This window comes from Capsulimonas corticalis, from assembly GCF_003574315.2.
GTDB classification, from domain to species: domain Bacteria; phylum Armatimonadota; class Armatimonadia; order Armatimonadales; family Capsulimonadaceae; genus Capsulimonas; species Capsulimonas corticalis.
Map to the genome: position 1 here is coordinate 162,685 of NZ_AP025739.1, position 23,932 is coordinate 186,616.

Genomic DNA, 23,932 nt, shown 5'->3' on the forward strand with positions numbered 1-23,932 from the left:
CCAAATAGGGTAAAATACTACCACTCTTTTGACTGGATTTTGTGTGAGAGGATTGAGATATGGCTGACGAAGAAGTTCCGACCCCCGACACGACTCCCGAGAACCCCGATGACCAGCCGGATACGCCTGATGAGCAGCCGGAAGCGCCCGTAGCGGAGACAGCGACCGCGCTGCTTCCGAACAATGCGGGGTTTGAAGTTGTCAATACGACGCTCGAAGATGAGATGCGGCAATCGTATCTCAACTACGCGATGTCGACGATTATCTCGCGGGCGCTTCCCGACGTGCGCGACGGCCTTAAGCCCGTCCAGCGGCGCATTCTGATGGCGATGAGCGACTTGAACCTCACGCCGGGCGCCCAGCACCGAAAGTCGGCGAAGATCGCGGGCGACACGTCGGGTAACTACCATCCGCACGGCGAAGCCGTCGTGTATCCCACCATGGTCCGCATGGCGCAGGATTTCTCGCTGCGCTACCCGCTCGTGGACGGACAGGGCAACTTCGGAAGCATCGACGGCGACCCGCCGGCCGCCATGCGTTACACCGAAGCCCGTATGTCCAACTTCGCCACCGAACTCCTCCAGGACCTGGACCGCGAGACGGTGGACTGGACGGACAACTACGACCAGACGCGCCAAGAGCCGACCGTTCTTCCCGGCAAGTTCCCGAACCTGATCTGTAACGGCGGCAGCGGCATCGCCGTCGGCATGGCGACCAACATCCCGCCGCACAATCTGCGCGAGGTGATCGACGCCCTGTATCACCTGATCGATAACCCCGACGCGACCTCCGATGAACTCATGACGTTCATCAAGGGACCGGACTTTCCGACCCACGGCCTGATCCTGGGCACCAAAGGCATCCGTCAGGCGTACGCCACGGGACGCGGCTCGGTCATCATGCAGGCCCGCACCACGATCGAGCCGATTGAAAACGGCCGCAACACGATCGTCATCACCGAACTGCCCTATCAGGTCATCAAGCAGCGCCTGATCGAGCAGATCGCGGATCTGGTCAAGCAGAAGAAGATTGAAGGGATCGTCAACCTCAACGACTACACCGACAAAACCGGTATGAAGGTCGTGATCGAGCTCAAGCGCGAGGCGTATCCCAAGAAGGTCCTGAACTTCCTGCTCAAGCACACGCCGATGCGCTCCACGTTCGGCGTCAACATGATCGCGCTCATTGAAGGCCAGCCGCAGATCCTGTCGCTGCCCCAGGTGCTCAGCGCGTTCCTGAAACACCGCCGCGAAGTCATCGTCCGGCGCACCATCTTCGAGCTGAACAAAGCCAAGGCGCGCGCCCATATCTTGGAAGGCTTGCGGATCGCGCTGGACTTCCTGGACGAGATCATCGCCTTGATCCGCGCCTCACGCACGGCGGAAATCGCGCGCACCGAGATGATGGCGCGCTTCACGCTCTCCCAGCTCCAGGCCGACGCTATTCTCCAAATGCAGCTGCGCACCCTCACGGGCCTGGCGCGCGAGCAGGTCGAGAATGAGTATAAGGGCTTGCTGAAGGAGATCGGGTTCTACGAGGACATCCTCGCCACCCCCGCCCGCGTCGAGCAGATCATCAAGCAGGAGCTGAAGTTCCTGCGCGATAAGTACGGCGACGAACGGCGCACGCGGATCGTTCCGATGGAGGCCGAGGAGATCGGCGACGAGGATCTCATCCCCGAAGAGGAGATGATCGTCTCGATCACGCGCGACGGTTATATCAAGCGCGTCCCCAAGGAGACCTATCCCACCCAGCACCGCGGCGGCAAGGGACGGATCGGCGCGACGACGAAGGAAGAGGACACGATCGAGCACCTCTTCATCGCCACGACGCACCACTATATCCTGTTCTTCACCGACCGGGGCCGCGTGTATCGTCTCAAGGCGTACGAAGTGCCGCAGACCTCGCGCACGGCCATGGGCTCCGCCGTCATCAACTTGATCAACATCCAGCCGGGTGAGCGCATCACGGCGACGGTCCCGATCAAGGACTACAAGGAAGCCACGGGATACCTGCTCCTCGCCACCGAATGCGGCGAAGTCAAGCGCACCAAGCTGTCCGAGTTCGCCAACCTGCGCAATAACGGCCTGAACGTCTTCGACATCGAAGAAAACGACTCACTCAAGTGGGTCGCACACACGACCGGCGAAAACGAAATCATCATGGTCACCCGCAAGGGCATGTCGATCCGTTTCCACGAGAACGAAGTCCCCTCGCGCGGCCGCGCCGCCGGCGGCGTGCGCGGAATTCGCCTCTCGGAAGAGAAGGGCGACTCCGTGGTCGGGATGGCGCTGGTCGATCCGGAGCTGGACCTGCTCGTGATCGGTGAGCGCGGCATCTCCAAGCGGACGCCGTTCAAGGAATACCGCTCGCAGTCGCGCGGCGGCAAGGGCATCCTGACGATGGCGCTTTCCGAGAAGACCGGGGATATCGTGGACGCGCAGGTCGTCGATAAAGACGACCGCCTGCTGATCATGACGCGCGAAGGCATCACCATCCGCCTGCGCGTCGACGACATCCGCAGCAGCGGCCGCAGCACCCAAGGCGTACGCGCGATCAACCTGAGCGACAACGACACCGTCGCCAGCGTCGAGCGCATCACCGCCGACAAGCTGCCGCTCGAACCGCCCGCCGATCCGAACGCGGCGTAGCCGCCGGCGATCGTCTCAAAAACCAAAACGCCTCCCGCATCAGTCGATGTGGGAGGCGTTTTTTGTTTGCCGCCGCGCTGTCCGATTTCCCCTAAAAAATCCCCGCTCAAAACCCAATAATATTACCAGGTTCGCGCACCCGCGAACCAAGGAAGCAGGGATTATGAAATTGACCGCTTTGGTATTCGATCGACAGCGCGTCGCCATGACGGCGGCGATTTTAGCGGCAATCGCGCTTTCCGGATGCGGAGGCGGAGGCGGCGGCGGGGGCTCGTCGACTCCGCCCTCCACCGCCACGGGCGGCGGCGGATCGACCGGAAGCACCACGGGCTCCTCCACCACGGGCAGCGCCGGCGGCGCGGGATCGACCACGGGCGGAACATCCACCGTAACGGCGTCTTATTCGATCATTGATCTGGGAGCGCTGGGCGGGGGGCAAAGCAGCGCCCGCGGCGTCAATGTCCTCGGCCAGGTCGTCGGCTCCTCGGACGCAGGCGGAGGCGCCGCGCACGCCTTCTTCTACAACGGCGTCGGCATGCGCGATCTGGGGACGCTCCCCAGCTATCCGCAATCCAGCGCCAACGGCGTCAACGACTCCGGCCAGGCGGTCGGAAACGCGACCGCCGATCCCGCGATCCCCGCCCACGCCTTTCTTTATAATGCGGGCCTCCAGGATTTGGGATCGCTGCCCGGAGGAACGGGAGCCTCGGCGAACGATATCAACCTCAGCGGCCAGATCGTCGGCTACGCGATCGGCGGCGACGGCGCATTCCACGCCTTCCTCTCCACCGGCGGCGCGATGCAGGATCTTGGAACGCTGCCCGGCGGAACGTTTAGCGAAGCTTTGGGGATTAACGCCAGCGGCGCGGTGGTCGGCTATTCGGGGACGGCGACCAACGGCAACGAAGTCCAGCACGCCTTCCTCTATAACGGCGCCATGCGCGATCTGGGCACACTGCCCGGCGGCGTCACCAGCGACGCCCAGCGTATCAACGTCTCCGGCTCGATCGTCGGCAGTTCCGATATCGGAGGCGACGCCAGCCACGCCTATGTCTACAGCGGCGGCGCCATGCACGACCTGGGAACCCTGGGCGGCCCGAGCAGCTTTGGTTACGGGATCAACGGCAGCGGCTGGGTCGTCGGCTCCGCCGACACGGCTTCCGGCGCCGAGCACGCATTTCTCTATAAAAACGGCCAGATGATCGACCTGAACTCGCTCATCCCCAGCAGCGGCTGGGTGCTGACGGAAGCACGCGGCGTCAACGACCGGGGACAGATCGCCGGCACGGGAACGCTCGGCGGCAAAACACGAGCGTTTTTGATGACGCCGGCGAGCGCGGCGCAGATTGTGCGGCGGTAAAGGAAGGCCCGCACCCGGCCCTTCGGGTCACCCCTCCGGGTGACCCAAAGCGCCAGGATAGGCGCTCGGGCCGCAGGTCAATCCTCCACCACCTCACGGATTCGCCGCTCCAGGCGCTCGAGATCCAGACCGCCTTCGTCGCGCGCGATACGCCGCACGGTGGCGTTGACGTTGCCGAGGTCCATGAGGAGATCGCGCAAGATCTCTTGCTGCTGGCGGGACTGTGTCACTTCCTTGGGCTCCTGCACGAGGTCGCGCACAATGGAGTCTTCGGCGCGGGAACCGACCATGGGCTCGCTTTGGCCCTGCATGTGGACGAGAGTGCGGCGGCCAGGGCCACGCTCCTGCTCGATCGGCATGACGGCCGTGACCTGGTCCGAACGAACATACTTTCCATACCCAAGATGGACTAACACCGATGGCTGTACCTTCATCATTATCTCCAATTCTCTTAGTCTCTATTACTAATTATAACAAAATATTCACAGGAATCGTTCCAATAAAGCACGTCTCAAAAGATATTTTACAAACATTTGTTCTTAGCCCTAAAATGGTAAGAAAACCAACTGTCACGCATGGTTTCCGGCGGGATTGCTCCTTGACATCGTTTCCGCGCCCATGCTACACTAACGCACCATGAGCCAAGCAGAACCCGATGAAATCCTGACGATTCTCGCACGCGACGCACGCACGCCGCACGAGACGATCGCGACGCTGACCGGACGCAGCCTCGACTCCATCAAGGCCGCAATCGCGGACTATGAGAAGCGCGGCGTGATCAAGAGCTACAAGACGATTATCGACTGGGAGAAGGCAGGCGTCGAGAAGGTATTCGCCTTTATCGATGTCAAGGCGCTGCCCGCACGCGATGTCGGCTTCGACGCCGTCGCCGAGCAGCTCTACCGCTACCCGGAAGTGCACAGCGTCTGGCTGATCTCCGGAGGCAGCGACCTGCGCATCGTCGTGGAGGCATCCGATCTGCGGGAAGTCGGTCGATTCGTGGCGGAAAAACTGTCCACCATCGAAGGCGTCACCGGCACCGACACCCATTTCCTGCTGCGCAAATACAAAGAAGACCAGATCCTGTTCGTCGACGCCGCTGAGGATCCGCGTCTGGTAGTCGCGCCGTAAAACTCAGAGGCCCTCACCCGGCCCTTCGGGCCACCCTCTCCCAATTCTAGGAGAGGGTTAAGATTTTGGATCAAAGATCCAAATAAAAATCCCTCTGACTCCCCCTCTCCTAGAATTGGGAGAGGGGGCCGGGGGGTGAGGGCTCTCGCATCAGCATTTGTAAACAGAGCATACCAATGAGCAATGAAGCCACACCGCCGCTGTCCCGACTCGTGCGCGAGCTTGCGCCGTCGGGCATCCGTAAGTTTTTCGACGTGGCCGCCTCCATGCAGGACGTGATCTCCCTGGGTGTCGGCGAGCCGGACTTTGTCACTCCCTGGGCCATTCGGGAAGCCGCGATCAACTCCCTGAAATCGGGACACACCAACTACACCAGCACCTATGGCGATCTGCGCCTGCGCACCGCCATCGCGAAGCATCTCGACGCGATGTACGGCGTCCGATACGATCCCAAAGAAGAAGTGCTGGTGACAATCGGCGTCTCCGAAGGCATGGATGTCGCCATGCGCGTCCTGCTGGATCCCGGCGACGAAGTCATTGTCCCGGAACCGTGCTATGTCTCCTATAAGCCCTGCGTCGCCCTCGCCGGCGGCGTTCCGGTGGGAGTGGAGACACTCGCGTCCGATCAGTTCCGCATCTCCGTCGAGCAGATCGACGCCGCGTGGACCCCGCGCACCAAGGCAATCCTGCTCGGATACCCGAGCAACCCCACCGGCGCCACCATGCCCCGCGAGGCGCTTCAGGAGATCGTCGACTACGCCGTCCGTAAGAACCTTTACTTGATCAGCGACGAGATCTACGACCGCCTGACCTACGATGGACAGCACACTTGCGTGGCGGCGCTTCCCGGCGCCTGGGAGCGAACGATCACGCTCAACGGCTTCTCCAAAGCGTACGCCATGACCGGCTGGCGCATCGGCTACGCCTGCGCGCCCGAACCGATCCTGTCCGCCATGAACAAGGTCCACAACTATTCCATCCTCTGTGCGCCCATCACGGGACAGATGGCCGCATTGGAGGCGCTGAAGGTGGGCGAGTCCAGTGTCGTGGATATGGTCGGCCAGTACAACCAGCGCCGCCGCCTGATCGTCGAGGGCCTGAACCGGCTTGGACTGGACTGCCACATGCCACAGGGCGCATTCTACGCCTTCCCAAGCATCGCGCGCACTGGGCTGACCGCCGAAGAGTTCGCCGAGCGTCTGCTCTTCGACGAGAAAGTCGCCGTCGTTCCCGGCACGGCCTTCGGACGCGGCGGCGAAAAGCACATCCGCTGCTCCTACGCCACCAGTTTGGAGAAGATCGAAATCGCCTTGCAGCGCATGGAGCGCTTCATCAAGAAGCTCCCCGCATCGGCGCAAGCAGCGTAAATTCACCGCTTCGCGTGGCAAACCCACCCCCGGCCTTCGGTCGACCCCTCCCGCCGACGGGAAGGGTTGGTAGAATTGCCTCTTACGAAAGCCGCCTGCGATAACACACTCTGAAATCACCCTTCCCGTCGGCGGGAGGGGTCGACCGAAGGCCGGGGGTGGGTTTGCCACGCGAAGCGCCGAGGATAGATTTGCGCGGGGCGGCCGGCCCGACCAGTATTCCCCTCATTTCAGGAGCAATCAAAATTCCATGGCCCGAACAAATTCGACAATGCAGCCGCTCGGTACGGCCACGCCCTCATTTTCGCTGCCGGACGTCGTCACCGGCAAAACGATCACCCCCGCCTGGTTCATTGAAAAGGACGCCCTGCTGGTCATCTTCCTCTGCGTGCACTGCCCATTCGTCAAGCACATACAGGACGAACTGGCGAAGATCGGCCGCGATTACGCCGAAACCGGGCTTGGTATCCTCGCCATCAGCTCCAACGACGCCGTTCAATATCCCGACGACGGCCCCGAGGGCCTCAAAGCCATGGCGGAAACGCTCGGCTTCGTCTTCCCCGTCTGCTACGACGAATCCCAGGACGTCGCGCGCGCCTTCGCCGCCGCCTGCACGCCGGACTTCTTTCTCTATGACGCCGAACGCAAATTGGTGTACCGTGGGCAATTGGACGAAAGCCGTCCGAAGATGGACCCGCCGATCCCGGTCACGGGAGCGAGCCTGCGCGCCGCCATCGATGCGGTGCTGAAGGGCGAGGAAGTGAACCCGGAACAGCGGGCGAGTTTGGGATGTAATATCAAGTGGAAGGCCGAGTAAGAGGCCCTCACCCGGCCCTTCGGGCCACCCTCTCCCAATTCTAGGAGAGGGTTAAGAGTAAGAGATTAAGATTTTGGATCTTTGATCCAAATAAGAATCCCTCTGACTCCCCCTCTCCCAAAATTGGGAGAGGGGGCCGGGGGGTGAGGGCCTCTCCTCTCACCCAAGCAGCGTATTCGTCACTCCGCCGTCCACGCAGATCGTCTGCCCCGTAATATACGTCGCTTTATCCGACACCAAGAACGCCACTAAGTTCGCCAGCTCTTTCGGATCGCCGAATCGGCCTAGAGGGATGCGTTCGGCGGCCTGCTGAGCGACTTGCTCGGGGGTCAAGGGCGTTCCCTCGGCGTGTGTGGCGTGTATGTCGCGCAGGCGCTGGGTGTCGAAGGAGCCGGGGCAGACATTGTTGATGAGGATGCCGTCAGTCGCGAACTCCTTGGAGAGCGACTTCGCGAGGCCGATCGCGGCGGGGCGGAGGGTGTTGGAGAGCAGCAATCCGTCGATCGGCTGCTTGACGCTCGTGGACATGATCTGCACGATGCGGCCGCCGCCGCGCTCCTTGGCCTGCTGCAAGTGCGGCAGCGCCTGGCGGATCAGACGCACCGACGGCCAGAAGGTCGAATCCAGCGCCTGACGCCAATCTTCTTCCGTGAGGTCCGTGAATTTCCCCGGCGGCGGGCCGCCGCCGTTGATCACGAGGATATCCAGCTGACCAAAGCGAGCGATCGTCGCCTTGAGCAGCCGCGCGATATCCTCGGGATGCGTGATATCGCCCGCCAGCGTATGCACGTCCGCGCCGCGCACCGCCATCACCTGCCGAATCTCCTGCGCCGCCCGAGCGACATATTCCGGCCGCCGGCCATTGATCACGACCTTCGCGCCCTCGCGCGCCAGCACCTCCGCGCACGCCCGCCCCAGCCCCTGCGACGACGCAGTCACAAGAGCGACTTTCCCGCTAATCCCTAAATCCATGGGGCATTGTAGCCGTGGCGCTGCTGGAAAGTCAAGGAAAACCCGCGCGGCTATTTGGCGCTGAAATTGAATGTCTGCGGCACGGGGCCGGACGAATACTTGTCCCCTGCGGCGCTATAGGGGGAGTTCCTGCTATCGAAAGTCACCAGAGGCGGAATGGGAGGAGTGTGTTCGCTTTCCAGCAGGTTGACGACAGCGGAGGCGCCCGCGCCATTGGGTTCGTAGAGGAACGTGACGGTATTGAAGCCCTTACGGCAGTACTGCGAAATGTCGTCATCCACCGGCCCGCGCAGATCTTCGACCTGGACGTTATTGACACGGATGCGCAGATGGGCGTTGGTGACGGATCCACGCAGCCAGTGCGAATGGTCGGTCGTCACATGCCCCTTCAGCCAGTAGGGATTATTTTCGTTGACGCTGCTCAGCCCTTTGCCGGCAGCCGGGGAGTTGTCCTCCAGAGGCTTAACATTCTCCAGAGGCTTCGCCCCATCCATCAGCTTTGTTCCGTCCTCATTGCCGGGCGGCAGGAGCGGATCCGGGGGCATAACGGTAGAGGACTTATCCGGCGTCGCCATGTCCAGTCCGCTGGCGGCCACCAGCGGATCTTTTTCATCGGCGAGCGGCGTCGAGGATTTGGTATCGGGCGATGTGTCCATGTCCTGCGCGACCGTCGGGGGCGTCGTGACATCCGTCGGATAGCCGTTTTCCGTGCGCGCCTGCTGGTAATCAATCGGCTGATCGTCGTTGCAGCCCGCGACAGCCGGCAGCAGGAAAGCTATGACGGCGGCGCCGGCGAAGAACGCGCGGCGAGGGGCGGCGATCAGTTTGACGAGTTTCACGAAGGTCTCTCTTTCGGATGATCGCCGATGGGGGCGATCTCCAATACGCGCAGACGTTCCTCACGGATGCGCTCGATGGCTTCCGCCAGCAGCGCGCGGTTTCCGGCGTCATTGAGCCAGGTGCTGGCGCCCGACGAATGCGGCAGCGGAACATAGGTCACGCCAGGCGCCGGAAACGCATGCCCGATGGCTTCGGTCAGCAGCATCCTGGGCAAAAACTTATCGATGGCCATCTTGCCGAACAAGATAATCAGCTTCGGCTGAACCAGCGCCATCTGCGCGTCCAGCCACGGCCGGCAATTGCGAAGCTCGCGCGGCGACGGCGCGCGATCCGTACTCTTCCCCGGCAGACGGCCCGGAAAGCACTTGGTCAGCGCCGTCATATAAACGACCTTCCCAATATCCTCCGGCGCGAACCCCGCCTCCGTGAGCCAGCCAAACAGCTTGCGCGCCGCCGGCCCCAAATACATCCGCGCCCCGCGCAGATCCGACAGCCCCGGGGCCTGCCCGATCACCATCACCGGCGCGGGCGCAATCCCCCACACCATTGGCCCCGGCGTAATCGGAAACCCGTCGTCAAAACACCGCCGGCACGTCCGGATTTCCTCATGCAGCACTTCAATTTCCAGCACCCCACGATTATACCACGATTGGAAAACTCGCCGCGATATGTTAAACTAAAGGGGTTATGACCACCGATCTTCTCCTGCGCGCCGCTGTCGGCGACGATCTCCTTTCCAATGAACCCATGTCGCGGCACACCACGCTGAAAGTCGGCGGCCCGGCGCGGTGGTTCTGGGCCGCGCGCGACGTGGACGATCTCAGCCGCGTATTGACAGCCTGTACCGAACACGAAATCCCTTATCTCTTTATTGGCCATGGTTCGAATCTCCTGATGAGCGATGCGGGGTATGACGGGCTGGTGATCCAGAACCGGTGCAAGGGATCGAGGATCGGCGCGGAGACGTATTCGGAGAGCGGCGTTTCGTTTGGATCGCTGTTTTATCAGACGGCGCGCGAGGGGTTTTCGGGCCTGGAGTGGGCGATTGGAATCCCGGGCACGGTCGGCGGGGCGCTGGTGAGCAACGCGGGGGCGTACCGGGGGAATATCGGGCCGTTGGTGAGGTCCGTGCGTGTGTTCGCCGATGGACGGGATCAGGAAGTCGGGCCGGAGTGGATGGAGTTCTCCTACCGGGACAGCCGCTTGCGCCGGTCGGGGATCGGCCGAACGGTCATTCTCTCGTGCATGCTCCACTTTGAGGATCGCGGCGATCCGGAGACGATCATCGCGCGCGCCAAGGACTATCAGGCGCAGCGGCGGGCAAAGCAGCCCTATGCGCCCAGCGCCGGGTCGTTTTTCAAGAATGTGACCGACAAAGCGTTCGCGCAAACCCTCCCCGATCTGCCCGACGCGCTGAAGGCGGCGGGCGTGGTCCCCTCAGGTTTCCTGATCGAAGCCTGCGGACTGAAGGGCCTGCAAGTCGGCGGCGCGCAGGCGTCGGAAAAGCACGCGAACTTCCTCATCAACGCCGGCGGCGCCACGGCGTCGGATTTACGGCGTCTCGCATACAAGGTCAAGGGATTGGTCCATGAGAAGTTCGGCGTGACGCTGGAAGAAGAAGTGCTGTATGTAGGGGATTGGTCGGAGTGGACGGAATAAACCGGACTCTTTCGCAGAATATCCCGGTTATGAAAACCGGGCCTGGGAGCCTTCGGCTCCCCCATAAGGGCGCCCGCGCATCAGACGCAAACGCCAGTATTCGAAAACAGATTCCTCCGTTCGGCACGGACGGTTAGTCGCGAAGCGACTCCCAGCCGTGGGTTTTATACCCACGGTTCCGGACTGAATACGTACGCCTCCGCAAGTCGTCGCGGAGGCGTATTTTGTGTTTCAGGAACAATTTCGCGCGTCACGACGCCTGTATGGTAAGGTTTGGAATTTTGGATCCCCGGATATCTATAAAGGGAATAAACAATTTTCAAACCCATTCAGGAGTTAAGACGACCATGCAAAACTACAACACTCAACGCACCGCCCTGCTGGCGGCGGTCGCCGTCATGATGGGCGCGATGGCCGCGTCGGCGGATCCCATCCGCGTCAATGTCAATGGGACCCCCGTCAACTTCGCGGGAACAGCGCCGACCGAAGTGAATGGATCGGTGCTGGTGCCGCTGCGCGGGGTCTTTGAGGCGATGGGCGCAAGCGTCAGTTATAACGCGGACAGCAAGACGATCAACGCCACGAAGGGCAGCTCGTATGTGGTGCTGCCGCTGGGATCGACATCCGCCACGGTAAACGGGCAGACCCAAACCCTGAGCCAGCCGGCCCGCGCGGTCAATGGAACGACGCTGGTGCCGCTGCGCTTCGTGGCGCAGGCGCTCGGCGGTTATGTGGACTGGCAGGCCGCCAGCAGCACCGTGCAGATCCAGACCCAGGATCCCCATCTGGCGGCTCTGCCTGCGCCGCCTGGGCATGGCGCGGTGACCGGACAGGTCACGGGAGTCGTCACCAACGCCGATCCGCCGCTGATTACGCTGCGCGTCAACGGCGATAATACGGCGGTCCCCCTGAACAGCTCGACCTTAATCCTGCGCTCGGAGCCGGGCCAGCCCGGCGTGCAGTCGCCGCTCAGCGAGATCCGCGCGGGCGATCAGGTCACGGTGCAGCGCGCGAGCGACGGCTCCGCGCAAAGCATCATCGCCACTTATGGGCAGGTCCATGGGACCGTCAAGAGCATTGGGCGGCTCGCCGACGGCAGCCGTGTCATCACACTGAACGACGGAACGACCGTGCAGCTGGAGCAAAACGCTCCCGTGACGATGAACGGCCGGACGATCACGCTCAAAGAGGTCATGCCGGATGAGCATGTGCTGGTGCGCACGAACCCGAGCAACAGCCTGGGCTACGCCGTGGTCGTCAACCCCGAGCACGGTCAGAATCAGCCGGTCGGAGACAACAACTTTCCGCCCGGAGCAGGTTACCCCGTCGGATCAGGCCCGCAGATCACCTCATTCACCCACAATGGAGGCCGTGAAATGCGGATGGGCGGCGTGCTTCACGCCGAGATGCGCGGAACGCCGGGCGGGACTGCGACCTTCGATATTCCCGGTGTCGCCTCGGGCATTCCCCTGGCGGAGACTTCGCCGGGACACTATACCGGCGACTATAAGATCCCATCCGATATCGCCGTCTCCGGCGCCGCCGTCATCGGCAAGCTGACCCAGGGCGACAAAACGGCGCCCCTGCTGCAAGCGAGCCAAACGCTCAGCGTCGACAGCACGCCGCCGAAGATCGGCGCCTACAGCCCATCGCGCAGCGCGACCGTGGAAAATGACCGGCCGCTGATCTATGCGACGCTCTCCGACGCCAGCGGAACCGGCGTCGATCCCAACTCGGTCCGTATTACGCTGGACGGGAAAGACGTCACCAGTGACGCCACGATCACCCCGTCGTTCTTCAACTTCAAGCCGCAGCAGGCGCTGGCCCCGGGGCAGCATGAAGTCCGCGTGCGGGTCGCCGATCAAGCGGGCAATATCCAGAACGCGGAATGGCCCTTTGTCGTCAGCGACGAGCGGCTGATCTCGGCGTTCGACAGCTCGGTCCCCGGCGGCCAGGCGATCGACGCCGGCTCCAAGCTCCAGTTCAAACTGGCGGCCAAGCCCGGGGGGCGCGCCTCGTTCAGCATCGGCTCGCTGGCCAAGGATCTCCCGATGACCGAATCGTCGCCTGGCGTCTATGTGGGCTCCTATACCGTGGCGCGCGGCGACAACCTCAAGGACGCCCCCGTCACCGCGAAGTTCGTGGACGGCGCCGGGCGCACCGTGACCAAGGCGCTCGCGACGGGGATCGATATTGCGGCGGGCGCCCCCGTCACGCCGACGATCCTTACGCCCGCCGACGGCGGCGATGTCCCGAAGAACATGACGGTATCAGGCAAGGCGTCTCCGAACGCCACCGTTCGCGTCAAAGTGGATTACACGAGCAAGGCGCTCGGCGGCCTGTTCGGCGTAAACGGCTCGGCGGGAACCAAGGACGTCACTGCGGACGCGCACGGCAACTGGACGGCGTCGGATCTGACGCTTCAGACCAACAGCCTGTTCACCAGCGACCGCGACACGACGTTCACGGTGTCCGCGACGTCGGTCAGTCCGAACGGCGACGAATCCCAGCCCGCGACCATTACGGTCCAGGGCGGCAAGGCGTACGCGCACCGCGCGAATTAATCGCGCGGGACGTTTACAAGCCTTACGGTTGGGTCATAATGCGATAGGGGCGAGCGCGGCAAGCCGCGCTCGCCCGTTTCTTTGTCTATGCACACGCCCCAAAAGAAGGCTTGAGATAAAAATGAAGGCGCTCATAAAGTCCGTGAACAAGATCGTGATGCGCTTGAAGCGCATCTTCCTCGTTCGGTTCACTTTGGACGTGTTTACGAACTTTGGGAAAAACAATGGGGGGTTGATGGCCGCCGGGCTTGCCTTCTTCCTGGTGCTGGCGTTTGTCCCGCTGCTGCTGGTCGGAGTCGCGGCGATCGGTTACTGGCTGCATCTGACCCACAGCACTCAGGACGCCGTGCAGACGGTGAGAAACTTGCTGACCCAGCAGATCCTGCCCGGAGCGGCGGGGAACGAAGTGCAGCATCTGATCGAGCGGGCGAACGTGGCGGAGAAGGTGCAGACCATCACCGCCACGCGCAGCGTCAGCGGCCTCGTCGGCGTGCTGGGCCTCGTCTGGGCGTCGATGCAGATCTTCCTCAGCGGCGCGCTGGCGATGAACGCAACGTGGCAAGTCCCGGAGACACGCAACTGGTTTAAGCAACGCGCTGTCGCGCTGGGGCTGCTGCTCGCGACGGGCGTTCTGCTGGTGATCTCGATCGTCGCGACCGCCTACGGCTCCTGGCTGACCCACCACGTTCCGGGCTTCGGCGTTGGCACCACGATTTTGACGGAGGTCGGCGCCATTATCGTGGCGACCGGCATGTACTCCATGACGTACAAGTTCCTGCCTTCCACCAACGTCACCTGGCGCGCGGCGCTGGTGGGCGGATTGGCGGCGGCGTTGGCGTGGGAAGTGGCGAAAAAGGGCCTGGCGGTATACTTGCTGCACCCGAATACGTCGATGTACGGCAACCTCGCCAACCTGATGATCTTCGTGCTGTGGGTCTACTACTCGATGATGATTTTATTGATCGGATGCGAAGTCTCGGCGCAGTACGCCAAGGAAGTGGAGAGCAAGCGGGGAACGGCGATGCGCAGGGCGGCGCACCGCACGCCCTCCCTCGACACCGCTTCCGCCTCCGGAACGCCGATGGCGCGGGCCAAAGAGCGGCGCATCTCCCAGCGGGAGCGCGCCGGCGCGAAGACGGCGCCGTCCGAGCGAAAGGCCGCCGGCAGCCCAGCGGCCTCGCCGGAGCGCAATGGGTCGAACGGCGCGCACGCGCAAAGAACGCCGAAGACGCGAGATTAAATGATCGCCGCGTCCGAGCCGTCGCAAGCGCCATCCGTCACGATATCGATGTCGTAGGGGTTGGCGACGTGCTTTGAGGCCGCCGACACCTCGATTCCCACCAGACGGCTGTGCTGATCGTAATCCAGCGTCACATCACCGTTGGGAGATCCGGTTTTGAAGATCGGAGCATTGTTGAAGAGAATGCGCAGCGTGTCGTCGTGTGGGTTGTAAGTGATTTTCATTGCAATGGCTGATGTTTCAGGCGATACGCCGCCGCTTTGGCTCCGGCCGGCAGCTTGACGCCCTGCGCCGCCAGCGCGTCCTCCAAATGGTGGTCATCCGCGCCGTCGTAGCCGATCATGACCGCCGCGACTTTCCCCTGCTTATCGATCACGTACTGCGTGGGAATACCGTTCACTTTGTACAGGGTTCCCGCGATCTCGTTATCGCCGCGTCCCGCCGGATCGAAGGCGGTGGGGAAGGAATAGATCTCCTTCTTATCGGCCACCCACTTGTCATAAGATTCTTTTTTATCCCAGACGCAAACTCCCAGCACGGCGACATCCTGACCCTGTATCTGCTTGTAGACGCTCTCCAGATGCGGCAGAGCCTCCTGGCAGGGGTGGCACCAGGTCGCCCAGAAATCCAGCACCACGATTTTCCCCTGGAAGTCCGAGAGACGCACGGTTTTGCCGTCAGGCGTGACGGCCGCAAAATCCGGCGCGATCGCGCCGACCGGGAGCGAAGTCATCGTCGGCATCGCCATCTCGACATAAGGCTTGGCGTCCGCCGGCGCGGCGAACGCCATTTGCGTCGGCGTCAGCAGCTGATTGAACCGCCAGCCTGTGAACGTCTCTTCGGTAAGCGGCGACGTTTTCCCCTGCGTCGTCTCGCTCATCACATAGCGATAGGGAAGCCCGGTCGCCGTAACCACCCAGAACTTCTGAGTATCGATGACCTCCTCGCCGTTGTGATCCTTAAACGCCGGCAAAATATCCGTCGTGACCGTCATCGGAATATTGTCGAGCGTCTCCGCCGCGACCGATCGCTGGACGCCCGGCTCCGGGGCGGGGAGCTTGCCGTCGTTCAAAATCAGATCGACCTTCGCCATTCGGCGAAACGCCGAGTTCGAGAGGCCGTTCTTCGGCGGATCCAAGGTCCGAATGGTGTTGTATTTCGCGCGGTACTCCCGCTCAGTTTTGCCGTCCGCCGTGTATTGATTGGGGGTTTTCAGCACGGAAGACGAGAACAACGCGTTGACTCGATCCGGCCGCGCGATGCGCAGGTCGATCTCATAGGAACTGAACAGCCCGCCGTCTCGATCTTTGCTGAGCATCGTTTCATGGACTTGAATCGTCTTGGCGTCGGCCAGCGAAACGGGGGAAGCGGCCAGCGCCGGCGCGGCCAGCACAAACACGATCCCCGAGGCGGCGAGGCAAAGTTCGAGCGGTCTTTCTTTTTGGTGGAGCTTGGACATGGTCGTGTTTCTTTCAGCGAGAACTGACGAAAATGGATGCGCGGGCAAAGCTCCGCGAGATCACGGAGCGAGCAGAGAAGCGTCCCCGGGATGCGCGTTAAAGTAGGCGGCGCGCTGCTTGGGAGTCATCCCCTGGATGGCCTGCGCGACACGCGCCCGCCCCTGCGCGCGCTCCTCGGCGGACGGCTGAGAAAGAGGAGCGGATTGAGACGCCGCATTGGGTTTGGCGCCGCACCCCGTAAGCAGGGCGAAGCACAAAGCGGCGGCGACAAACGAGGTCACCCGGCGATGAGATCGGACGTTCAAAGTGACAGCTTTCAGAGTTTCAAGCGGATCCCATGGAGCGGCGGCGAAGGGATCGCCACCGCTCCATCGATGCGCAGAATCGCGTTACAGCCCCGAACCGGTTTTGTCCAGTTCGTAGTAGTAATCATCAACTTTCGCATTGCCCGTGTAGGGCTTCGTCATGATATTGCCCAGGTTCTTGGCGTTCAAGCTGGCGACGGAATCGCCGAAGACGGACGCCTGATCGGGCGGGGTCGGAATCACTCCCTTGACATGACCATCGCACCATAAGACATTCGCCCGTGTCTGATGCCGCCCATGAACATCGGGGTAGGAGCCGCCGTACGCCGCCTCGATGGACGGCGCGTTCAGAATATCGTTCCGCTGGTAGGAGCCGCCAAAGTACAGGACTGAGTCCGCCATCAAAATCGTCGAGGCCGGGCTCTGGATCTGGCTGTCGGTCGCATAACCGCTGATATCGCTGGCGAAGAGATCGCCCGCGTACTTCGCATTGGACAGGTACATATTGACCGCAAACCCGGTGACGAAACCGCCATACGGCGCCGACGCGATCGGGGGCAGATCCGGGCACGTTTGAATAGCCGCCGACTTCATATAGGGCTGGATCAGGCCGCGCGTTGGATCCTGGATATGCTTGACCGGATCGATGGCGAAGTCCCAGGCGAAGTTGTTGCCGGGGGTGGTATAGTCCGGCAGCCCCATAATGCCGTCGTAGTCCTGCGAGTACATTAGCCACGCGGTTCCGATCTGGCGCAGATTGGAGGCGCAGGAGATGGCGCGCGCCTTTTCTCGGGCCTGAGCGAACACGGGGAAAAGGATCGCCGCGAGAATCGCGATGATGGCTATGACGACGAGGAGCTCAATCAAAGTAAAGCCTTGATGGGAATGAATCCGAGATCGGCGCAGTGTCATGACGTTCCTTCCTTTATACAAAAACAGAATCAAGGAGTCGACGACGCAGGCGACTGGTATTATCTCGTCTGATCATTGATGAGAATCGTGAGAAGCAAATCCATCCATGATGAGACGACGCAGTTGACTGGTGTTTTCTCGTCTCGTCATTGATGGGAGCTGTGCTGAGTATAGACCCTCACTCTCTCAAGAGTCTCTCAGGCCAATTTTATTTGGATTATTTTATTTGTTCGCCGGAATGGATGCAGGCGGCAAGCTCAATTTGCGCCTCGGCGAGCAGTGTTTCGGCGGCGGCGGCGGCGCCCACGGTCCAGTTCGCCGCCGCATCGGTCGCGCCGAGAACCCGTTCCGCCGCCGCGCGGTCGCGTTCGATATCCTGCGGCCCCATCGGCTTGAACGACATGCCGATGGCGATACGCATCGCTTCCGCGCACGACAGCAAACGCAGGCCCAGCGCGTACTGTTTCAGGGCGACGGCCAGGTGCCCCATCTCCTTGGCGCTCCAGGCCAGGAGGCGGCGTTCTCCGTGGGAGAGCGTACTGCGAATGGCGGCGTTCATCAGACGGAGCGACTCACCATAATTTCCGCCAAGCCGCTCCACGATGGCGAGGTTGCCGTCGATTACGCTGAACCAGACAAAGCGATGCAGCGTCTGGAGCGCGCTCGCTTCCCGCAGAAACACACGCGCGGCGTCGTAATTCGCCTGGTGAATACTCAGCAGGCCAAGGTTGCTCAAGCTGGAGCAAACGCCGCGCGGCTCGCCGATCTGGCGACGAACTTCCAGGGCTTCCTTCAGAAGATCGGACGCCGCCGGCCAATCCTGAAGCGCCATGGCGACGCCTCCAAGATCGTTGAGCGTCTGCGCGATGATTTTCGGATCGCCCAGCGTACGGGCCAGCGGCAGCGCTTGGGCGAGCAGAGTCTGGGCGCGGTCGAAGTCGTCATTGAGCATCGCGGTGATGCCCATCATTCCGACACACTCGGTCATGCCGCCGGTATCGCCCAGCGCACGCCAGATCGCAAGCGCCTGCTCGGCGGCGGCGATGGACTCGGTGTAGTCGCTCAAAATATGAAGCGCGCCCGCCTGCGTCGTCAGCAGCCGCGCGCGCAGGCGCTGGAGACGCGCGCCGCGCTGGGGATCCTCCGCGCCGTCGCCTTCAGACGGTTCGGGCATCGCCAGAGCGCGCGCGATCCACTGGTGCGCTTCTCTCGCGTGGCCGTGCGCGTTCCACGCCCGGGAGACTTCCGCCGTCACTGTCCAAGCCGCTTCGATCTCACGACTGGAGATCAGATACTCCAGAGCGGCGCGGATATTTTCCAGCTCGTCGTCAAGCCGGGCCGCCCAGAGGGCCGATTCTGGACCGAGCATGCGGGCGACGGTCTCGTGCGCGAAGCGCGCGAAATAAGCGGCGTGCGCCGCGCCGTGCTGCTTGATCTGCCCCATCGTGCGCTGATCGCTCGCGAAGTCGCGCAGGCTTTCCAGCATCTTGTAACGCATGCCGTCGCCGACGCGCGCCTCGTCGGCGACGATCAGCGAATGCTCGCGCATCTGCGCCAGCATCGCCAGCGCGGCCGGCGTCGAACCGCCCATGCAGACATCGGCCGCCGCCGCCAGCGTCCAGCCCCCACGGAACACGGCAAGCGTCGCCAGGTGCTCCTGCATCGGCGCGGAAAGCTGGATGTAACTGTATTCGATGGCCGCGCGGAGCGTACGGTGACGCGCCGGAATATCGGTGCGCCGGCTCACCAGCAGCTCAAAGCGCCGCTCCAGCATGTCCAGCATCTGCCGCGTCCCTAGCGTCTGCGCCCAGCCCGCGCAAAGCTCAATGGCGAGCGGCAAGCCCTCCAGACGCTCGCAGATCCGCGCGACTTCCGCAAGGCGAACGGCGTCCGTGGGAAACCCCGGGCGCACGGACTTCGCGCGATCGAGGAACAACTGCACGCTCGGCGCATTCTGCGGATCGTCCTCGGGCGGCGCGGCGACCGAAGACGGCGCTCGTCTTGCGCCCGGCAGCTCGAGCGGCGCGAGTGTCACTTCATGCTCGCCGCTGACGCCCAAATTGCGCTGCGAGGTCACCAGGATCTTCAGACGAGGGACGAGCGCCAGCATCTCGGCCACGATCGCCCCCATCGGCGCGGCCAGATGCTCGGCGTTATCGAGCACCAGCAGGAACGGCGGGGCGTCCGGCGCGGCCGTCAGCGCGTTCGCGATGCGCTGCATCGGCGATCCTTTACGCAAAGGCGTCAGCGCATTGGCGATCGCCTCCGCGACCTCCAGCGGCTGAGCGATGTCCGCCAGAGAGACCATCGCGACCGCCGGCTCCGAGCTTCGCGCCGCCACGCCGCGCGCCAGCTCCAGCGCCAGGCGCGTTTTGCCGACGCCGCCCGTGCCAAGCAGGGTGATCAGACGAATCGCCGGAGCGTCCAGCAGCGCGCCGATCTCCCGAAGGATCGTTTCGCGGCCGTAAAAATTTGTCAGCGGCGCGATCAGGGGAGCGACTTGCAGCGGGGAGGACGGCGCCGCCGGAACAGGCGAAACGAGGGAGGCGTGGGCCGAAGGTCGCTCCGTCTCCGCCTGGCGGATTTCGGCGATCAGCGCGCGCGTCGCCTCGGACGGCTCCGTGTTCAGCTCGCGCGCGAGGATTCGGGCGAGGTTTTGGTATTGCCGCAGCGCGGCCGCCGGCTGGCCGCTGGCCGCCAGCAGACGGATCCAGTGTCGGTGCGAATCCTCCAGCAGCGGATCGGCGGCCGCCGCGCGCTCGGCCGCCTCCAGCGCCCGCTTCCACTCGCCCGTCGATTCGAAGCGGCTCGCCATCTCTTCCAGCGCGGCGATATACTGCGTCAGCAGCCGTTCACGCTCCTGGAGCACCCAGTCGTCGTAAAATCCAACCAGAAAACCGCCGGAATCGCCGTAGATCGCCGCCGCCTGCCCCAGCGCGTCCATACGCGGCGCGCCGTCCAGGTTCGCGGCGCGCTGGAGGAGCAGCTGAAAACGCGCGACGTCGGAGGTGATCAGCGCGGGATCGATGGCGACGGTGTTTCGATCGGAAACTACAACCTCCGCATCGGAATCGGGACGAAGCTCGCGGAAGATCTGCCGGATGCGCCAGATCGCCTGGGAGAGCCGGGGGCGGCCCGAATCCGGGTCGGCGTCGGGCCAAAGAAGATCCACCAGCTCATCGCGCTGGTGACGCCGGGGAAAGTGGACAAGATAGGCGAGCAGGAGCGCCGCCTGCCGTGTTTGAAAGTGGTCGACGCTGTGGTCTCCCCAGCGCACGCGGGGGAGACCGAAAAGATTAGCTTCCCATAAGTCCAAAAAGCGTCTCCGCAATCTTAACGCCGCGCCGGCAGGTTCATCCTCAGGCGGGAGCGCCCGTATCCATGATCGCGCGCAGACGGTCCTGTGTCTGCGCGACATCTTCCCATCCGCCGATGCTCACCTCGCGGTGCTCCAGCACTTGATAGATCTCAAAGAAGTGCTGAATCTCCAGAAGCGTGTGATCGGAAACATCCTTGATGGATTTGACGTCGTTAAATCGTGGGTCGGCGACGGCGACGGAAAGGATCTTGTGGTCTTCCCCGTTGTGGTCGTGCATCAGCAGGGCGCCGATCGGGCGCGCGACCACCATGCATCCCACAAAGGTCGGGTTCGACGACATCACGAGGACGTTCACCGGCTTTTTGCGCAGATCGCCCTTGGTCCCGCAGATCCAGCCGTAGTCGCACGGATAGTAAAGCGGCGAGAAGAGGGTCCGGTCGTACCGGTAGATATCCCCATCCGGCGCGTACTTGTACTTATTGGACGACCCCTTGGGCACTTCGATGATCGTGTTGACTTCGACGGGAGCCTTCGCTCCGATCGGGATCAGTTCATAGGGCATTCCAGATCAGTCTCCCTCGCATGTTCTGCTCTATTATAGCATAGGGCGCTTCGGAGGCGTTATCAGGACTTTGTGCAAAATAAGGTAAAATAGAGAGCGGATTTTTGCGAGGACAAATGAGCACAGAACCCGATAACATCAGTTCGAAACCAAAAATTAGTTCCAGAAAAGCGGCGTTGGAGCCGCAGACCCAGGCCACCCCGCCGACCGCGAACGAACTTGTCGCGATCAACGAAACGGCTACGGAGGTTGCAAAGCGCGCGGCGCAGATCGACGCCGCTCCGACATTAGCGGAAAAGGCGGACGCACTCTGGGCGATGACGCAGGATATGCGCCACGCGACCCTGGGACAGCTTCCGCCGACGACTGTCGCGGCCCTGATCGAAACGGATCCGGACCGCAATTTGCGATTGCTGGGCAATCTTCCCGCGATGAAGTTCCAGCAGATCCTGAATTTGGGCACGTTCGCGCAGGGGCGTACGTGGCTGGAGCGCGCCGTCACATCCGGCTCACTCGCCGCCGCGATCCTGCCGTCGCTCATGACTTCCCGGGACCTCAGCGAAATGCTGCTGACGGATCCCGACTTCCGGCGGGCGCTACCCCGTCTTCTCAACTATGAGCGCGCCCAGCGCTGGCGTCAGCTCCTGACGACCAACGAATGGCACGCCAATATCGATGAGCTGCTCATGTCGGACACCGATGAGCTGCTCCGCAAAGCGAATATCAAGAACAAAAACGTCCACGCGATCCTGCAGTCGTTGATCGACTTTGTTCCAGAGCTTTATCTGGAAACGGTCAATTACGCCGCCGGACGCCTGAAGAACGCGCAGGATCGGCCGGACGAGTTCGAGGACATCACCAGCACGCCGTTCGGCATGCCGGAGATCCTTCAGACGCAGCCCGACGCCGCATCCGGTCTGGAAGTCCAGCCGCAATCCGGCGCCGAAACGGTGGATTCGCCGCTGGCGGATCTCATCCCGGAGAGCGGCGACCCCGTGTTCGCCCTCGCCACCGCCGGCCTCACCAGCGCCCGCAAGGCCGTGCTGGAAGACCAGCTCAAGCATCTGCTGCGCCAGGAGATCGTCGCCACCGCCTCCTTCGCGCAGGGCGCGATGGCGCGCGCCGCCGGCCGCGTCCTGTTCTACCTGCGCGCCGGTCTGGAATCCTTCGGCCCGAGCGTCGAGGACGCCACCCGCGCCCTGGAGACACGTAACCTCAACGAGATCAGCGCGATCGGCGCGCGTCTCGCGGAGAGCTACCGCCAGAAATCGCTGGCCCTCGCCGGCCATCGCGAATGGCTGGACGGTCGCCAGCGCCAGTTCCTGGACGCCATGAAGCAGCCGGAAGCGGGCATGCATCCGGAAACGAAAGAGCCGGTGCTGTGGCTTGCCGGCAAGCCCAAGCAGGATCGGGCGGAGTGGCACCCCACCCCGCTGTCCGAGATCGCGACTCATCTGTCCGAGATCGGCGCGTGGGCGTCGCTCGCCCGCGCCGCGTTCGGCACGCCCGAGCGCACGCACGCGATCTTCACGCAGGCCAAAGCCCGCACCGCCGGCGAGGCCCTGCGCCGCACCGTCATCGCGCTGGCGCTTTACCGACGCTGGGAGCCCGAACTCGTGCGTCCGAACGAAGACGTGGCCGCCTTCTACCGTCAATTCGGCAAAGGCCGCCGCAACAACTTCGACGCCGTGCGCCAGACCGTTCTGGACGCGCTGGACCAAACCCCCAGCGACGCCTGGAAACCCTCCGACGCCAAAGCCCGCGCCCGAGAACTCCTCCTGCGCGCCGTGACCGAACTCGAAAACGCCCCGCCTCCCGCGCCGCCGAAAAAACCGGCGCATTAAACACAAGCCGCGCGGCGTTCAGCGAATATGCTGATCGCTGCGCGGCTTCATCTTTTTCCGCACGCGGAACGATGTTACGGCGAATTCAATCCAATGCCGCTCAAATACGAGGCGTTGGCGTTATGTCGGAGCATCTTTCAAGTACACCCCGAAGCTGCTGGCTGCATTTGCTTCTGGTGGACCAAACGATTGTCCACACGCAATGCAGTGGAATTCGGATTTCCGTTCCGGCCCTCGATCTTCGAACCGTGGATTATCTGCGCCGCAATACGGACAAAAACCGCCGCGATTGATCCAAAGTTGGCACGCCTTATTGTAGGTTCGCACCGTCCTTAGTCTTTCTTCTTCCTGTATTCGGCAGAGTTCTACACGCGCCCATAACAGCTTATTTTTGGCCTCCCAATCCACCCTACGCACCATCACGGTAGCGCTGGGTAAAACGTCTCTTAAGATCGGCCAAACCTCACGAAATGCATCCTGCTGAACGGGATGCAATCCCTCGACCGCCTGATCAAAATCCGCCAGCCACTCTTCCCATTGATTCAGCCCGACGCGCGCAGTATCTCCAGTCTCAGCCGTCATCACGATCACTTGACCGATATCGATGCTCACAGTGACGGCGACTTCATCCCTGCTCAGCGCTATCCCCCAGTAGTAATTTCGCTTCTCGCCCTCGATTTGCGTCTCAAAGTATCTTCGCGCAAATTCGCTGCGACTTGGCCATGCGGCGTAGCAGTCCCAATGCATGGCGGCGTCGCAATACTTGAACAGCGGGTGTTCGCTGGGAAAGAACGGCTCACTGGTCGCAAAATAGGGCGCATCCAGATCGATTTCTTGTTTGCAAATTGGGCAGCAGACGCCCTCGTATACCATCGCCATGACCAATTATACCGTAGGTCATACCGCAGGCCTTGGCGACTCTCAGCTTC

General features: G+C 62.5%; 20 protein-coding genes. 9 read left to right on the forward strand and 11 right to left on the reverse strand.

Annotated elements, in window-relative coordinates; genetic code table 11:
• The first annotated feature begins 59 nt into the window (after nt 1-59).
• Both gyrA and D5261_RS00800 read left to right on the forward strand, forming a co-directional pair.
• On the forward strand, nt 60-2,651 hold the full coding sequence (gene gyrA / locus D5261_RS00795) for a DNA gyrase subunit A (RefSeq protein ID WP_119320058.1): 2,592 nt from the start codon (nt 60-62) through the stop codon (nt 2,649-2,651).
• A 163-nt stretch (nt 2,652-2,814) separates the two neighbouring features.
• On the forward strand, nt 2,815-4,011 hold the full coding sequence (locus D5261_RS00800; protein WP_119320059.1) for a DUF3466 family protein: 1,197 nt from the start codon (nt 2,815-2,817) through the stop codon (nt 4,009-4,011).
• A 77-nt stretch (nt 4,012-4,088) separates the two neighbouring features.
• Here D5261_RS00800 and D5261_RS00805 read toward each other — a convergent pair whose 3' ends face one another.
• The gene (locus tag D5261_RS00805; protein ID WP_119320060.1) at nt 4,089-4,445 is read right to left on the reverse strand and encodes a hypothetical protein; all 357 of its coding nucleotides are present in this window, start codon (nt 4,443-4,445) and stop codon (nt 4,089-4,091) included.
• 202 nt (nt 4,446-4,647) lie between these two features.
• Between D5261_RS00805 and D5261_RS00810 the strand changes: the two genes are divergently transcribed.
• From D5261_RS00810 to D5261_RS00820, 3 genes are all read left to right on the forward strand, one after another.
• Nucleotides 4,648-5,142 (forward strand): Lrp/AsnC family transcriptional regulator, encoded by a 495-nt coding sequence (locus tag D5261_RS00810; protein WP_119320061.1) that lies wholly within the window; start codon nt 4,648-4,650, stop codon nt 5,140-5,142.
• 176 nt (nt 5,143-5,318) lie between these two features.
• Nucleotides 5,319-6,509, forward strand: coding sequence for an aminotransferase class I/II-fold pyridoxal phosphate-dependent enzyme (locus D5261_RS00815; protein WP_119320062.1), 1,191 nt, complete (start codon nt 5,319-5,321; stop codon nt 6,507-6,509).
• 250 nt (nt 6,510-6,759) lie between these two features.
• Nucleotides 6,760-7,326: a thioredoxin family protein gene (locus D5261_RS00820; protein WP_119320063.1), complete on the forward strand. Its 567-nt coding sequence runs from the start codon at nt 6,760-6,762 to the stop codon at nt 7,324-7,326.
• A gap of 159 nt (nt 7,327-7,485) precedes the next feature.
• Here the strand turns inward: D5261_RS00820 and D5261_RS00825 are convergent, their stop codons facing one another.
• The 3 genes from D5261_RS00825 to D5261_RS00835 all read right to left on the reverse strand — a co-directional run bounded on the left by D5261_RS00825 (nt 7,486) and on the right by D5261_RS00835 (nt 9,754).
• Nucleotides 7,486-8,265: an SDR family oxidoreductase gene (locus D5261_RS00825; RefSeq protein WP_301002385.1), complete on the reverse strand. Its 780-nt coding sequence runs from the start codon at nt 8,263-8,265 to the stop codon at nt 7,486-7,488.
• A gap of 83 nt (nt 8,266-8,348) precedes the next feature.
• Nucleotides 8,349-9,137 (reverse strand): hypothetical protein, encoded by a 789-nt coding sequence (locus tag D5261_RS00830; protein ID WP_119320065.1) that lies wholly within the window; start codon nt 9,135-9,137, stop codon nt 8,349-8,351.
• Nucleotides 9,134-9,754 (reverse strand): uracil-DNA glycosylase, encoded by a 621-nt coding sequence (locus D5261_RS00835; RefSeq protein ID WP_301002386.1) that lies wholly within the window; start codon nt 9,752-9,754, stop codon nt 9,134-9,136. Before D5261_RS00835 ends, D5261_RS00830 begins: the two co-directional genes overlap by 4 nt.
• 71 nt (nt 9,755-9,825) lie before the next feature.
• Between D5261_RS00835 and murB the strand changes: the two genes are divergently transcribed.
• From murB to D5261_RS00850, 3 genes are all read left to right on the forward strand, one after another.
• A complete protein-coding gene (gene murB, locus D5261_RS00840) occupies nt 9,826-10,797 on the forward strand; it encodes a UDP-N-acetylmuramate dehydrogenase (protein ID WP_119320067.1) in 972 nt (323 codons plus the stop codon).
• 347 nt (nt 10,798-11,144) lie between these two features.
• Nucleotides 11,145-13,361, forward strand: coding sequence for a stalk domain-containing protein (locus D5261_RS00845; RefSeq protein WP_165863988.1), 2,217 nt, complete (start codon nt 11,145-11,147; stop codon nt 13,359-13,361).
• Between the two features lie 121 nt (nt 13,362-13,482).
• Nucleotides 13,483-14,601, forward strand: a complete 1,119-nt coding sequence (locus tag D5261_RS00850; RefSeq protein WP_119320069.1) for a YihY/virulence factor BrkB family protein — start codon at nt 13,483-13,485, stop codon at nt 14,599-14,601.
• On the opposite strand, the gene D5261_RS00855 is transcribed toward D5261_RS00850, so the two are convergent.
• The 6 genes from D5261_RS00855 to D5261_RS00880 form a co-directional block, all read right to left on the reverse strand.
• The gene (locus D5261_RS00855; RefSeq protein WP_119320070.1) at nt 14,598-14,825 is read right to left on the reverse strand and encodes a DUF2283 domain-containing protein; all 228 of its coding nucleotides are present in this window, start codon (nt 14,823-14,825) and stop codon (nt 14,598-14,600) included. The genes D5261_RS00850 and D5261_RS00855 overlap by 4 nt on opposite strands.
• The gene (locus D5261_RS00860; RefSeq protein WP_119320071.1) at nt 14,822-16,060 is read right to left on the reverse strand and encodes a TlpA family protein disulfide reductase; all 1,239 of its coding nucleotides are present in this window, start codon (nt 16,058-16,060) and stop codon (nt 14,822-14,824) included. The genes D5261_RS00855 and D5261_RS00860 overlap by 4 nt, the downstream gene beginning before the upstream one ends.
• 60 nt (nt 16,061-16,120) lie before the next feature.
• The gene (locus D5261_RS00865; RefSeq protein ID WP_119320072.1) at nt 16,121-16,366 is read right to left on the reverse strand and encodes a hypothetical protein; all 246 of its coding nucleotides are present in this window, start codon (nt 16,364-16,366) and stop codon (nt 16,121-16,123) included.
• A gap of 84 nt (nt 16,367-16,450) precedes the next feature.
• Nucleotides 16,451-17,278 (reverse strand): prepilin-type N-terminal cleavage/methylation domain-containing protein, encoded by an 828-nt coding sequence (locus D5261_RS00870; protein ID WP_119320073.1) that lies wholly within the window; start codon nt 17,276-17,278, stop codon nt 16,451-16,453.
• A gap of 217 nt (nt 17,279-17,495) precedes the next feature.
• Nucleotides 17,496-20,594 (reverse strand): AfsR/SARP family transcriptional regulator, encoded by a 3,099-nt coding sequence (locus D5261_RS00875; RefSeq protein ID WP_165863989.1) that lies wholly within the window; start codon nt 20,592-20,594, stop codon nt 17,496-17,498.
• A gap of 43 nt (nt 20,595-20,637) precedes the next feature.
• Complete coding sequence (locus tag D5261_RS00880) at nt 20,638-21,159, reverse strand: inorganic diphosphatase (RefSeq protein WP_119320075.1); 522 nt, start codon at nt 21,157-21,159, stop codon at nt 20,638-20,640.
• A gap of 176 nt (nt 21,160-21,335) precedes the next feature.
• Here D5261_RS00880 and D5261_RS00885 point away from each other — a divergent pair, with 176 nt between their 5' ends.
• Nucleotides 21,336-23,003 carry a hypothetical protein gene (locus tag D5261_RS00885; protein WP_119320076.1) on the forward strand — a complete coding sequence of 556 codons (1,668 nt, stop codon included), beginning with the start codon at nt 21,336-21,338 and terminating at the stop codon, nt 23,001-23,003.
• A gap of 120 nt (nt 23,004-23,123) precedes the next feature.
• Here D5261_RS00885 and D5261_RS00890 read toward each other — a convergent pair whose 3' ends face one another.
• Nucleotides 23,124-23,882 carry a hypothetical protein gene (locus D5261_RS00890; RefSeq protein ID WP_125205833.1) on the reverse strand — a complete coding sequence of 253 codons (759 nt, stop codon included), beginning with the start codon at nt 23,880-23,882 and terminating at the stop codon, nt 23,124-23,126.
• Between the last annotated feature and the right edge of the window lie 50 nt (nt 23,883-23,932).